The following is a 13,681-nucleotide window of genomic DNA, read 5'->3' as shown; positions in this document are numbered from 1 at the left end:
GTTAGGCATGTATAAATTTGCTGTGAATAATGTCGCGGTATTTATTTAATATAGCGTATTAACCTACCAAGGAGTTTTGGGAATGCCGACATGGATTATCGTCGTACTGTGCCTACTATTACTATTGTCATTATTTTATTTTATCTATCACTATCGTCGTCATATCTTAGGCATTGATGCACCAGAAAAAAAAGTTGATGTTCAAATTCTAGATAAACAAAGTAACCGTATTATTGGTGCGCAGCCGGGAGAGGAAGATGAAGAATATTGGTTTTATGTGCAACCGCTAGCGGGGGGCCCTAAACGTGAGTTTATGATTGGCATTCATTATTACCAAGCGCTCAATCCTGGCGACATCGGTACCATGACCTACCGTGGCCAGCAATTTATTCACTTTGCACTACAGCGCCAATAGCCATCGTACTGTTTGCTCATTGCCTAATGAGCAAACAGACAATAATTAACACCGTTATGGCACTAACCACGCCGTATAACGACTACGACTCAACAGCCAACTGGTTGCCAACGCTAAGCTCGCAGCAATCATTGTCCATACTGGAATCGCAATTAACGGATTAGCAAAATAAAGATCATATTGGCGTAATGGCCATAAAAAGATCGGATGAATCAAATACACTCCAAGGCTATATTTACTTAACCAACCTAATTGAGTTTGAGTCGATACACTTAACTTATTACTCGCCGCTCGACAGAGTAAAAAGACCGTTGCAGCAACCACAACCGTGTTCAACGTTTTGTATGACATCCAGCGAGCGACTTTATATTCATCAGCAGCAAAACTATGGCTGATCACGCTATAGTCAGTTGCGACAACCGCAATCACCGCTAACGGCAGTAGTACCATTAAACTAGGCCAACGGTATTGATACAGGCAATAACCTAGTAATAAATAGCCGCTATATAATAAATAGGTTTCACTCCATAAACCGTCAATATAAAACAGATATAACCCCGTGATCAGCAGCCATACCATAATGACCCCTTTCACTTGCCCTGGTTCTGCTTTTTGTACCCACCACTGAATAACCGGAATAACCAAATAAAGCGGAATGAAATAATAGAAAAAACCAAGGTGATAATAGGTTTCATGAGTCGGCAGTTTTTTCAGTACCGACCAACTTAGTGCGCTATCAAAACCATTAACCGTTAAGCCAGAGAAGAAGGCATAAAATACCGACCATACCAAAAAGGGGATTAATACTTTACCGAGGCGACGTTTAATATAATAAACAGGCTCAAAAGGACGCTGATCACTGAGCATCAATGCTCCCGTAATCATAATAAACACAGGGACAGCCCAGCGACTAAGGCTATTGATCGTAATCGCACTCATCCACTGCCAATCCGGTATTTGACCCAACTGATCTCGATAGGGGCCAAGGACATGGATCACGACAACTGCCAAGGCAGCAACGACTCGCAGTAAATCAAAAAATCCTATTTTTTCTCTCACCAACGACCCCTTATATAAACAACAGATATAAAAAAGCAGAGCCATAATCATTTATGGCTCTGCTTTGAATATAGCAGTCACTTAGCTGCAAGTATCTATCACAGTGATGAATTAACCGATAACTCACTCATTGTTGACAGCAATTTAACCTGAGGCTTAAGGTTGTTGACGTGTTGCCGCTAATACAATTTCACGCACACATAAATTTTGAGGCTGGTTATAAGCATAGCTAATAGCATTAGCAATATCTTGTGGTGCAATTACACCACCCATGCCTTGTTTCCATTCTTGGTAGCCAGCTTTAATCGCATCACTGCTAGTATGGCTTAGTAATTCAGTTTCTACCGCACCAGGCGCAATAGTAATAAAGCGCACATTATCATCAGCCACTTCTTCACGGATATTTTCAGTGATGGCGTGTACCGCAAATTTAGTGCCGCAATAAGCCGCATGGTTAGGGAATGTTTTACGACCCGCAATTGAGCTGATGTTAATAACAGTACCTGTTTTACGTGCTTTCATGCCCGCAAGAACAACATGAATACCGTTTAGCATCCCCATTACATTGACATTAAACATGGTTTGCCATTCAGCAGGATCCTGCTCATCAGCAAGACCTAATAACATCATACCGGCATTATTGATTAGACAGTCTACTGGACCAAATTTTTGCTCAGCTTCAGCAACCGCCGCCGCAATCGCTTTAACATCGGTCACATCCACTTTACGGCACAATGTGTTCGGTAGGTTTAATGCTTCCATCGCTTCAACACGACGCGCTAACAATAATAATGGGTAGCCTTCTGCTGCTAATTTACGCGCAGTAGCTTCACCAATACCTGAACTTGCACCCGTGATCACAACTAAAGATTTCGACATGTTTTTGTTCCTCTAGAATAAACCGCACGTTTGATGCAGCCAGCTAAGATGCTGTTGATGGCAATAACTATAGAACGAATTATTGGAACTGAAAAATATCTATTTCCTTGGTTTATCATCAACAAAAACTATGGATAACAACAAACCGTCATAAGTTTCAACAATATGATAGGCTAACAGCGTCTTTTTCGATCGAGTATTACCTGATGGATTTACGCTTATTACGGTTTTTTATTGCTGTTTATGAAGAAAAAAATATCACCTTAGCCGCAGAACGATGCTGTGTTTCTCAACCATCAATATCAAGTGGTATCAAGCAATTAGAACAAGAACTTGCCACTCAACTTTTTGTGCGACATAAAAAAGGGGTTAACCTTACTGATGAAGCACACTATCTCTACCCATTAGCGATTCGATTATTAAACGACGTTAATACGCTGCCACAACTCTTTCAGCAGCGCACTGAACGTTTACCCCTGACACTGGCTAATTTTGCCGATCTTAGTCAAAGCCAATTAGCACTTGTATTAGCACAACTGCACCAACAAATTCCGACGCTTTTAATTGAATTAGTCGATCATGATAAAAAAGCCGATGCACGATTAACGTTAGATATGTTTAAAGCTGAAGATGAGATTTTTTTGCCGTTATGGGATGAAGATTATGTGTTGTGCATGTTGCCCGACCATCCACTTGCTAGCTTAACCAGTGTGTCACCTCAACAATTACACCAACATGATTTTATTGAATGTCCACCGTGTGAAGCGCATCAACAAACCATCGGCTTACTTGCATGTGATGGTCTGTCGCTTAATTTAGTGGCGAAAGCGGAACATAAAACCCAAGTAATGCATTTGGTGCAAGCAGGATTAGGGATCTCTTTTCTGCCGACAGGTGTGTTAGAAAGTGCAACTCAATTGGTCACGGTTCCTCTTGAAGGGCCACGCATGTTTCGTCGTTTAGGATTATGCTATCCCGCTACTAAAACGCTAAATCCGGCGTTAGCGGCTTGTATTAAAGTGTTAAGCCAACGCACGACCATTGACCATCAATCCAACGATTAAGTTTTACCTATCACAGCAATAAGAAAAATCGAATTTTTTATTGCTGTAAATCTGTTTATGCTAATAGGAGAGAAAAAGCAGTTAAATAGATTAAAGTAGATAGGTTATACAATGAATACAGTCCAACCCACTTCCCATGCACTGATTGTTGAAGGCGGTGCAATGCGCGGCATTTTTGCCAGTGGTGTGCTCGATGCATTCCTTGAAAATAACTATTTACCATTTAACTTTGCGATTGGTGTTTCGGCGGGAGCCACCAATTTAATTGGTTATCTAAGTGGTAATTATGGTCGCAGTCATAAAATTATTACTCAATATTCTCGTGATCCCCAATTCATTAATTTTTCGCGTTTTACTCACGGCGGCCACTTAACCGACATTGATTGGTTATGGCGTACAACCTCACGTTATTTACCGCTAAACCTTAAAAAATATGAGCAACGCCAAATTCCACTTTATGCGACCACAACCAATCTAGAAACGGGTTCCGCTGAATATATTAAGGTAACGCGCCATAATATTATGCCGTTAATGGAAGCAACCTGCGCCCTGCCTGTTGCTTATCGTCATAATCCGACCATTGATGGCATTGCGATGAGTGATGGCGGAATTGGTGATTCAATTCCTGTTATTGAAGCATATCGCCGTGGAGCGCGTAAGATCACGGTTATTTTATCTAAACCGCTTGGTTTTCATAAACAGGACACCAAACTACCGTGGTTAATCAAATCGATGTTTCACGATCACCCCGCTTTTGCAGACGCCGTGATGACGCGCGCTAGCCGCTATAATGCCGCCCTCGATTTTATTAATCATCCGCCAGCAGATTGTACGATTACCGTTATCGCACCTAATCACGACTTTCATGTTGGTCGTCTCACCCGCAACCTCAATAAATTAGAACAAGGTTACTTACAAGGAAAACAAGCCGGTCATCGCGTCTGTGGCATTATTCCTTGTGAAGGTGAACACTGCGATCCTGAAGTCTTAGTTGCCTAATCATTAATAATCGCCGCATCAATATAGGCTAAGACTATCGTTACAATAGATAACAACAGTTATACCTATTAATAGTATTTATCTATACTCACACCATCAAAACAAAACCTATTTTTCAATGATTTAATGAGGAATGTACCATGGCTCACCAAACCAATTTAATCGGTCTTGATAGTGAAAAAGCCCAAGCGCTAGCGACAGACCTCAATCAGCTGTTATCTAACTACCAAGTGTTTTATATGAATACGCGTGGTTATCATTGGAATATCAAAGGCCAACAGTTTTTTGAATTACATCTAAAATTTGAAGAAATTTATACGGATCTTCAAATTAAAATCGATGAATTAGCTGAACGTATTCTAACCCTTGGCTACACACCCGATCACAGCTTTAGCCGCTATTTAGCCGCAAGTGACATCAAAGAACAACAAAATATCTGTGATGGTCAACAAGGAGTACAAGGCTTAGTTAATGGCTTTAGTATTTTACTCGGTCAACAACGTCGTATTCTTATAGCGGCCAGTGATGCAAGTGATGAAGGTACTGCGGCATTGATGGGCGATTATATTCGCGAACAAGAAAAATTATTGTGGATGCTTAATGCTTATCTGCAATAACCATAACCGAAACTACATAATGTTAGTGGATTAGTCACTTACTAACATTTAAAAAATATACGAGTGTCATAACCGTATATTTCTATCCAAGGCGACCCGCCTGACTATGGCAATACATTATATGGTTCTTTTTGGGGTCTTTATGGCCCCGTTTTTTTTAGCTCGAATAATCCATTTGAGTGCATTTTTCTGCCCATGCAACCGCTTGTAAATAACTGTCTTGCACCTGCTGTTCTGATAACCCTAATTCAGTGCATGCTAGCATCACCTGCTGCCAATCTGCCTTATCAAAAGCATCCACTAAATTTAACACAACGCCTAACTCTCCTTGTCGAGACAATAATGCGATATGAATATGGGGTTGCAGCTTTAACAACACTAATAAATCAGCTAACGAACTGTCTAATAGCGCGTCTAACAATGAGAACATCCCTGCCAGAAAAGCTTGTTCAGGCGGTATCATTAACGAGCTGTAATGTACCAATTTTTCACACATTTTGGCACGTTGTAATGATAAAACATACAAGGCTTTCGGTTTGTCTAATGCTGCATGCGCGGTTGCAACAACGCCAACAAACATCCGTAATTTGTCTTCGCCTAAATAAACCAATGCTTGATGAAAAGAACTGATTGGTTCAATCAAGCGGCGGTTAGCATTATTCACATAACGTAATAATAAATAAGACAATGACACATCACTACTAATGATCATTTCAATGTCAGAAAAATTTACAGGCTCAGCACTAATCGCCTGTAATAATTGAATGGTAGTTAACTCAGAAGCGGCAACTTTACGGCGTTTTAAAAGTTCTGGATGACTAAAATAATAGCCTTGAAAAAGATCAAACCCAGCGGCGAGAGCAACTTGAAAATCATCATATGATTCAACCTTTTCAGCTAAAAACTTCACTTTCATATGACGATTATTACGCACAAAATCACACGCTTTATCCACCCCAAGCATTAATAAATCAAGTTTAATAATATGCACATAGCAAAAGAAACGTTGCCACCTAACATCATACTCAAAATCATCAAGCGCAATAATATAACCTTTATGATGAAGGTGTTTAATCGCTAAAAACAACTCATCATCAGGAATACAGGTCTCTAATATTTCAATAACCACTTTATTTTTTGGTAGCAATAGCGGCATCAAATTGATTAAACAACGATGGGGGAAATTGATAAAGTTTCGTTGCCCTTTAAAGATATGCTCATTGCCAATCGCCATATAATTTTCAAGCACAAGCCGGCACGTTGCTTCATCAGCATCAATCGCAGGAAAAGCATTGCACTCTCCATTACGAAATAGCAGCTCATGACCGATCGTTTGTTGACGACGATTAAAAATAGGCTGACGAGCAACATAAGAAAACATGGTAATAATACCTTTTAGACCACAACGATTAATGACACATTAATTAAATACCAACCCCACCTCATTACGCACGAGCCAATATTACGCACGAGCCAATGCAAGCAATGCACCACAACCAATAAACATCGAGCCAAAAATACGGTTAAGGCGCGTCATTACCGAAGCAGAACGAATGTAATGCGTAAAACGTGACGCGAGGCAGACATAAAATAACATCACACAAGCATCAATCACCAACGTCGTCATACCTAAAATTAATAATTGAGGTAATTGCGGTTGAGTTGCATTAATAAATTGGGGAAATAAAGCCACTAAAAATACAATCGTTTTAGGATTAGTTAAATTAACCAATACCGCACGTCGGAACAAACACCCAGCAGTCACTGATTGATCAACATTTTCAATTGATAGCGCATTATGCTCACGCCACTTTTGAATACCTAACCAGATTAGATACGCGGCACCAATCCATTTTATCAACGAAAAAGCCACAGCGGATTGCGCCACTAAAGTCCCTAATCCCACTCCGACTAATATAATATGAACCGCCATTCCCAATTGTAAACCAACAATGGACGCTAATGACTTACGCCAGCCATACACCATACCATTACTGATTGAATTAACCGTTCCTGACCCTGGAGCAAAACTAAATATGATGGCCGCAACAACATAAGCCAGCCAAATCTCCACACTCATTGATATTCCTTTATTATTATATCAAGCGATAAAAGACAGTGTTATACCTCGACATTAGATAAACAAGCAACTTATTGCTTTATTACGCGACAGGCAATAAATAAGGTATACTGGCAAATATGATAATAAGCAACGAGATAGCTTATTAGCGTAAATATCATTCAATACTTTGCCTCGTAGTTCACAACTTTCGGATACGTTATGACTCACTCTGCCCTGCCTTTTTCACAAGAAGCTAGCTTCAATAATCTGATGGCAGATCCAATCACTGCACTATGGCAACAACGACGCCAAGGTACATTGCAAGGTGTTAATAATTGCCAACTTAGCTGGGTCAGCTTAACGCCAGGCACCAGTAATAAAGTGATTGTGATTGTAAATGGTCGTATTGAAAGTTATTACAAGTATCAAGAGTTGTTCTTTGATTTAATCAATCAGGGCTACCACATTTACTCCCTTGATCACCGCGGGCAAGGAATGTCACAACGATTAACCGTCGATCCTGAAATGGGTTATGTTGATCAATTTGATGATTACGTCACTGACCTTCACACCTTCATAACTGATATCGTCAAACCTCAAGGTTATCAACATCACTTTCTATTAGGTCATTCGATGGGAGGAGCGATCAGTAGTTTACTGCTTGCACGTCATCCTAAACTGATTGATCGGGCAGTATTAAGTGCACCAATGCATGGCATTTATCTAAAGCCAAGCTTACGTTTTTTTGCTGAACCACTCGCTCGCTTTAATGATTATATTCATCGCCAACCGACCTATGCGCCAGGGCAACGATCTTATTATCCTAAACCCTTCGCTAATAATCCATTAACCCATAGTGACATTCGTTTTCAATGGACTAAAACACTCTACCAACAACAACCACAATTACGCTTAGGTGGCGCCAGTAATCGTTGGGTATGGCAAAGCCTTGCTGGGGCTCGCGCAAGTGTTCTTGAGGCAAAAAACATCATTACTCCAACCTTGATATTACAAGGTAGTGCTGATCATATTGTCGATAACCAAGCCCATCATCATTTCTGCCAACGCACGCCTAATTGCAGCCAGCTCGTCACGATCGCTGATGCCCGCCACGAATTATTATTTGAAAAAGACCAATATCGTAATATTGCTTTAACGGAAATTTGCAACCATTTTGCAGTATCAGAACAGTAAATAAAGTCAAAAAGACTACGCCATCACAAAAATAAAAGCGGAAATATTTATTACTAACATCAACCCCTTTTTATCTCTCATAGTAGTTTAAGATTAACGACTCACATTCGATCTCGTTATCTTTATTTTCGCTACATTTCTATTTATTGAGAGTTTTCATGTATCAAATCGTTGCTTCAGATTTAGATGGCACCTTACTAAATCCCGACCATAAAATTGCGCCATTTACTCGCGATGTATTACAGCGTCTTGACCAACAACATATAAATTTCGTCTTCGCCACTGGCCGTCATCATATCGATGTCGAAGAAATACGTGAAAAATTAGCTATTCCAGCTTATATGATCACCTCTAATGGTGCTCGCGTACACAACAGCCAAGGCGAACTGGTCTTTCAGCAAGATCTTAGTGCTGATGTTATTCGTGGTGTGATTGGACTTGCTAAAGATGATCCTGCGCTGCATATCCATATGTATTGTGGTGATCAATGGCTTTTAAATCATGACAATGAACAATTAAAAGAATTCCATGATAGCTTTAGTTATCACTTATATGATGCCAATAATCCCCCAGTAGAAAACGTGGCTAAAGTCTTCTTTACCCGTGATGACGAAGATCATGAAGCACTCGTAAAATGGGAACAACGCTTTAATGCTCAATTTGGTGATAAAGCCAATATTGCCTTTTCAACCCCATGGTGTCTTGAAGTAATGGATGCTGGTGTTTCAAAAGGACATGCACTAAAAGCGGTCGCTGAGGCACTTGGCTATCAATTAGCTGATTGTATTGCCTTTGGTGATGGTATGAATGATGCAGAAATGCTAGCAATGGCAGGTAAAGGTCTGGTAATGAGTACCTCTCATGAGAAAGTGAAACAGGCATTACCTAATAATGAAGTTATAGGCTCTAACGCTGACGAAGCCGTCGCACATTATTTAGAACAGCATTTATTAACCCGCTAATTTGCTTGTTTTATGCCCCTAACTAACCAAGATCAGTGACAGTAATAGTTTTCTATATTGTCACTGCTTTTATTTAAAACTGACCTGTCATTGCTAATATCTGTTGCCACTGAGCTACGGTTACTGGCATCACACTCAATCGATTACCTCTTTTCACTAATGGCATCTCCGCTAATTCAGCCATCTTTTTCATTCGCGCTAAACTCACTAACCGTAGATGTTGCTGATATTCAATATCAACCATTACCCACGGTGGTTTCTCACAGGTTGCCTTGGGATCAAAATACGCACTTGTGGGTTCAAATTGAAAATGATCGGGATACGCCTCTTTAACCACGTTAGCAATACCAACCACGCCAATATCTTTACAAGACGAATGGTAAATCATCACCTGATCACCGCATTTAATTTCATCTCGCAGCATATTTCGAGCTTGGTAATTACGCACCCCTTCCCATGGTGAAACTTTTTGTTGTTTTAAGGTGTCTATTGAAAAGGTATCTGGTTCGGTTTTAAATAACCAATACGCCATTGATTTCCCCTAATTACGCTAATTTCAATGTTGAAATTGAGCCTACCATAGAGAGTACATAATGCCATACCCACGTTTATCACTTGCATTACTGCTAGCGGCAACCACCTTATCGGGCTGTGCTAGCTGGATACCCGCCGCTTTTAAAAGCGATCCTGCAGAGTCACAATGGGTGGGAAATTATAAAAGTGATACTGAAATGGGTCTAACGACACATCTTCACTTAGCTGACGATCATGACGCAACAACGACTTACACTTATACTAATGGTGATCCTGATTTATTAGAAACTGGTCATTGGCAAGCGATCAATACCACCACTGTCAAAGTCACGATGACCACCCATCAAGGGCGCCCATTAAATAGCGAACGTATTTATAGTTATGATCCGCACAGCGAGCAATTAAGTACTCAGCAAGAAACTGTCGATGGTCAAACTTATGAACTTGGCGTTGAAGGGTTAATTCTGCAACGCCAATAACGATCAATATTATTCTCTATCGTGACTCAAAGGTGGCGTTATGCCACACTGCCACCTTTATTGTTTACTATGAGAAAAATCATGATTTGTCAGCGTTGCGGTTTTCAATTTAATTGTATTTGTGACCTCGAACCACAATTACAATCAGCGGCCGATTTTGTACTTCTTACTCATTCTCGAGAATGCAATAAAGACACCAACACTGGCGTATTAATGACCCGGACATTACCCAGTTGTCGAGTAGAAATATGGCATCGTACACAGCCACCACAAGCATTATTAGACCAATTAAAAGATCCTAATTATCAACCATGGTTAGTCTTTCCTAGCGACGATCAACCTTTAGCCATGCATTTACCACAACCAAAGAGTGATCATCCCAAAATACTATTGATTATTCTTGATGCAACCTGGCAAGAAGCGCGAAAAATGGTACGTAAAAGTCCGTGGTTAAACCAATTGCCACGCATCGCGATAACACCACAACAAACATCTCGTTATGCTTTACGTCGTAATCAACAACCAGGGCATCTTTGTACCTGTGAAGTCGGTATTGAATTATTAAATCTATTGCAGCAACCCCAAGCAGCACAACAACTACAAACCTATTTTAATCATTTTATTAATATCTATCACGCCGACAAAAGTGGTCACGCGAAATAACCATCCGCTGTGATTAAACTATCTAACTGTTGTTTTTGTAATATCAGATTTACTGCTTTATTTTCTAAATAAAAAGGCTCAAATTAGAAATAACCATTTTATACACCGTATTTTTAGTGAAGCCGATACCATGAAAACCAAATTTCTTGCTGTTGTAATTATAGCCTCGACCTTAGGTCTTGCAGGCTGTGCTACCAATCCTTATGGCAATGCCTACAATGTAAATGACGCCCGTCAAATGCAACAAGTTTATTACGGCACTGTTGTACGCACCCAAGCAGTTACTCTAAATGGTAATGGCAATGGTATTGGTACATTAGCAGGCGGTGCAATTGGTGGCATTCTCGGTTCTGGTGTGGGTGGTGGTAAAGGTGCTGAAATAGCCTCTATTGGTGGTGCACTACTCGGAGGCTTTCTGGGTAATGAAGCAGGTAATCAAGCAACCAAACGCAATGGCGTTAACTTAACCATAAAAATGGACAGTGGCCGTACCGTATCTATTGTGCAACAAGTTAATCCTCAAGTAATGTTCCATGAGGGAGAACGCGTACAAGTCAATCTGAGTGATAACGGTACTTCACGAGTGACTCCAGCTTAAACACCAGACTATCGTTTTCAATAAAAAGGGAGCAGTGCTCCTTTTTATTATTTAAATTTTAAACCGTTATTGAATCCTTTTATTCTTCTTTACCCACAGTTAAAACTAACTATGACAAATAATAATCAGACTCCAGCACTATTTGAGATGTACTTTATTCACGCTTAAACGGTCACTATTTGTTATAGCTCAGTATTTTTCTCAAAAAAAATAACAACAAAATTAAACATGTAATATCAAAATTAATGCATAACTATTTTATGCTTATAGCTAAAAATGAATAGTTCCATAAAAAATACGATCGATAAAAACACTCAAACTACTGTTATTAATGGCATTTAGCCCACAATATTTATTGTTGCATAATGGAATGTTAATTTTCACAAAATTAACCGATCGAATAACGATACTGTTTATTAAATGACCCTCTAAATATGCAACGTTTCTTTGCGCTTTTACGGTTTTTTTTTTATCAAAATAGCAGCATCATAGCACTCGTTAAACAAGTAAACGGTAATGACATTAAATGATGACAACAAAGAAAAAGCATATTTAATTATTTTTTTGGTTAGGTAAGACAATCAAAAAAATAATTTAATTGTTTATCTTTATTACAATTATTTAATCAACATGACTTTATTTTCATTACGATAAATAAACTATTTTTATAGCGTTTATATCCCTTCCAATTACAGGTGAAGATATAATGTCATCAGATACTGGCACTAAAAAAATGGGCCTTGTCGGCTTAACTGTACTTGTTGCAGTTAACATGATGGGTTCCGGTATTATTATGCTACCAGCAAGCTTGGCGCAAGTTGGTGCAATTTCAATGTTATCTTGGGTTGTAACTGCGTTAGGCGCAATGTGTATTGCTTATACATTTGCTAAATGTGGTGCATTTTGTAAACGCTCTGGCGGTATGTCAGCTTACGCAGAAGAAGCACACGGAAAATCATCTTTCTTCATCTCTTCTTACACTTATTACGTGTGTTTAGTTATTAGCTGTGTGGCTATTGCCGTTTCGTGTTTAGGTTACCTAAAACCATTTATACCTTGGCTTGATACACCAATACACACTTTCTACGGTGTAGTGGCTATCCTTATCTTCACCATGGTAGCTAACTTTGGCGGTGCGAAAATCACAGGTCAAATCTCAACCTTCACTGTTTGGGGTATCATTATTCCTGTTGCTGGTCTATCTATCATCGGTTGGTGGTGGTTCGATCCACAAACATTCATGAGCGCATGGAACCCACACCACGACACTACAATGCACTCTGTATCTTCTGGTATCGCGTTGACTTTATGGGCATTCCTAGGTATTGAATCTGCTGGTGCTAACTCTGATGCGGTTGAAAACCCAGAGCGTAACGTACCTCTTGCAGTATTATTTGGTACTGGTTTCGCAGCGATTGTTTACATTGCTTCAACAGGTGTTATTCAAGGTATTATTCCTAACTCTGAACTTGCAGCATCAACTGCACCGTTTGGTCTAGTATTCAGCCACATGTTCAACCCTACTGTAGGTAACATCGTTACACTAGCAGCAGTTGTTGCATGTCTTGGTTCATTACTTGGCTGGCAGTTCACTAACGCCCAAGTTTCTAAAGCAGCGGCTGACGAAGGTTTGTTCCCTAAAATCTTCGCAAAAACAAACAAAGCAGGCGCACCGATTGCTGGTATGTTAATCATGCTAACCGCTGAAATCATTCTTGCGGTAATGACTATCTCTCCTAACTTGATCAGTCAGTTCAACGCACTATTGAACCTAGCCGTATTTATTAACATGGTACCTTACATTCTATCAATGACCGGTCTTGAAGTACTGCTTCGTAAGAACAAAGTATCTACAAAACAATACCGTCTTGGTGCAACCGTGGGTACATTAGCTGTTCTTTACAGCATCTACGGTGTGTACGCTTGTGGTACAACCGCAGTATTCGGCGGTACTATCTTGACACTGCTTGGTTATATCTTCTACGGCTTCATCGCAGCACGTGATACTAAGCCAGAAGTTAAAGCAAATTAATTAAAAGATTTAATAAATTCGATACTAAAGCAATTTATTAATAACTAACTAGAACGGAAATGGGAATAAATAATAAATACGCTCACAATTAATAGTGATATTAATAAACAGCATTATTTATTCC

Annotated in this window: 15 protein-coding genes; 10 read left to right on the top strand and 5 right to left on the bottom strand. The window is 39.7% G+C overall.

Going from position 1 to position 13,681, the window contains the following annotated elements:
* Window positions 1–82: 82 nt before the first annotated feature.
* The gene (locus C9J51_RS13235) at window positions 83–415 is read left to right on the top strand and encodes a DUF2500 domain-containing protein (RefSeq protein ID WP_045035856.1); all 333 of its coding nucleotides are present in this window, start codon (window positions 83–85) and stop codon (window positions 413–415) included.
* A 54-nt stretch (window positions 416–469) separates the two neighbouring features.
* Here C9J51_RS13235 and C9J51_RS13230 read toward each other — a convergent pair whose 3' ends face one another.
* Together C9J51_RS13230 and C9J51_RS13225 are read right to left on the bottom strand one after the other, a co-directional pair.
* Window positions 470–1,474 carry an acyltransferase gene (locus tag C9J51_RS13230; RefSeq protein ID WP_107237182.1) on the bottom strand — a complete coding sequence of 335 codons (1,005 nt, stop codon included), beginning with the start codon at window positions 1,472–1,474 and terminating at the stop codon, window positions 470–472.
* Between the two features lie 156 nt (window positions 1,475–1,630).
* Entirely contained in the window at window positions 1,631–2,353 is a 723-nt protein-coding gene (locus C9J51_RS13225; protein WP_045035854.1) for an SDR family oxidoreductase, read from the bottom strand.
* A 206-nt stretch (window positions 2,354–2,559) separates the two neighbouring features.
* Between C9J51_RS13225 and C9J51_RS13220 the strand changes: the two genes are divergently transcribed.
* The 3 genes from C9J51_RS13220 (at window position 2,560) to C9J51_RS13210 (ending at window position 5,033) form a co-directional block, all read left to right on the top strand.
* Window positions 2,560–3,417 carry a LysR family transcriptional regulator gene (locus C9J51_RS13220; protein ID WP_045035853.1) on the top strand — a complete coding sequence of 286 codons (858 nt, stop codon included), beginning with the start codon at window positions 2,560–2,562 and terminating at the stop codon, window positions 3,415–3,417.
* 111 nt (window positions 3,418–3,528) lie between these two features.
* On the top strand, window positions 3,529–4,416 hold the full coding sequence (locus C9J51_RS13215; protein WP_045035852.1) for a patatin-like phospholipase family protein: 888 nt from the start codon (window positions 3,529–3,531) through the stop codon (window positions 4,414–4,416).
* Window positions 4,417–4,556: 140 nt separating this feature from the next.
* Window positions 4,557–5,033: a Dps family protein gene (locus C9J51_RS13210; protein ID WP_045039688.1), complete on the top strand. Its 477-nt coding sequence runs from the start codon at window positions 4,557–4,559 to the stop codon at window positions 5,031–5,033.
* Between the two features lie 157 nt (window positions 5,034–5,190).
* Here C9J51_RS13210 and C9J51_RS13205 read toward each other — a convergent pair whose 3' ends face one another.
* Entirely contained in the window at window positions 5,191–6,414 is a 1,224-nt protein-coding gene (locus tag C9J51_RS13205; RefSeq protein ID WP_045039687.1) for an EAL and HDOD domain-containing protein, read from the bottom strand.
* An 81-nt stretch (window positions 6,415–6,495) separates the two neighbouring features.
* Complete coding sequence (gene rhtB, locus C9J51_RS13200) at window positions 6,496–7,113, bottom strand: homoserine/homoserine lactone efflux protein (protein WP_045039686.1); 618 nt, start codon at window positions 7,111–7,113, stop codon at window positions 6,496–6,498.
* 201 nt (window positions 7,114–7,314) lie between these two features.
* Between rhtB and C9J51_RS13195 the strand changes: the two genes are divergently transcribed.
* Both C9J51_RS13195 and C9J51_RS13190 read left to right on the top strand, forming a co-directional pair.
* Window positions 7,315–8,289, top strand: coding sequence for an alpha/beta fold hydrolase (locus C9J51_RS13195; RefSeq protein WP_045035849.1), 975 nt, complete (start codon window positions 7,315–7,317; stop codon window positions 8,287–8,289).
* A 158-nt stretch (window positions 8,290–8,447) separates the two neighbouring features.
* Window positions 8,448–9,251: a Cof-type HAD-IIB family hydrolase gene (locus C9J51_RS13190; RefSeq protein WP_045035848.1), complete on the top strand. Its 804-nt coding sequence runs from the start codon at window positions 8,448–8,450 to the stop codon at window positions 9,249–9,251.
* Between the two features lie 73 nt (window positions 9,252–9,324).
* Here C9J51_RS13190 and C9J51_RS13185 read toward each other — a convergent pair whose 3' ends face one another.
* On the bottom strand, window positions 9,325–9,783 hold the full coding sequence (locus C9J51_RS13185) for an EVE domain-containing protein (RefSeq protein WP_045039685.1): 459 nt from the start codon (window positions 9,781–9,783) through the stop codon (window positions 9,325–9,327).
* Window positions 9,784–9,844: 61 nt separating this feature from the next.
* On the opposite strand from C9J51_RS13185, the gene C9J51_RS13180 reads away from it, so the two are divergent.
* From C9J51_RS13180 to potE, 4 genes are all read left to right on the top strand, one after another.
* Entirely contained in the window at window positions 9,845–10,264 is a 420-nt protein-coding gene (locus C9J51_RS13180; protein ID WP_045039684.1) for a hypothetical protein, read from the top strand.
* 81 nt (window positions 10,265–10,345) lie between these two features.
* On the top strand, window positions 10,346–10,927 hold the full coding sequence (locus C9J51_RS13175) for a tRNA-uridine aminocarboxypropyltransferase (RefSeq protein WP_045039683.1): 582 nt from the start codon (window positions 10,346–10,348) through the stop codon (window positions 10,925–10,927).
* Between the two features lie 130 nt (window positions 10,928–11,057).
* A complete protein-coding gene (locus C9J51_RS13170) occupies window positions 11,058–11,525 on the top strand; it encodes an outer membrane lipoprotein (RefSeq protein ID WP_045035844.1) in 468 nt (155 codons plus the stop codon).
* A 706-nt stretch (window positions 11,526–12,231) separates the two neighbouring features.
* Window positions 12,232–13,557 carry a putrescine-ornithine antiporter gene (gene potE / locus C9J51_RS13165; protein ID WP_107180384.1) on the top strand — a complete coding sequence of 442 codons (1,326 nt, stop codon included), beginning with the start codon at window positions 12,232–12,234 and terminating at the stop codon, window positions 13,555–13,557.
* The last annotated feature ends 124 nt before the right edge of the window (window positions 13,558–13,681 follow it).

The organism is Photobacterium iliopiscarium (genome assembly GCF_003026395.1).
In the GTDB taxonomy this organism is placed as follows: Bacteria; Pseudomonadota; Gammaproteobacteria; order Enterobacterales; family Vibrionaceae; genus Photobacterium; species Photobacterium iliopiscarium.
This window is presented reverse-complemented; position numbering and strand designations above follow the sequence as displayed.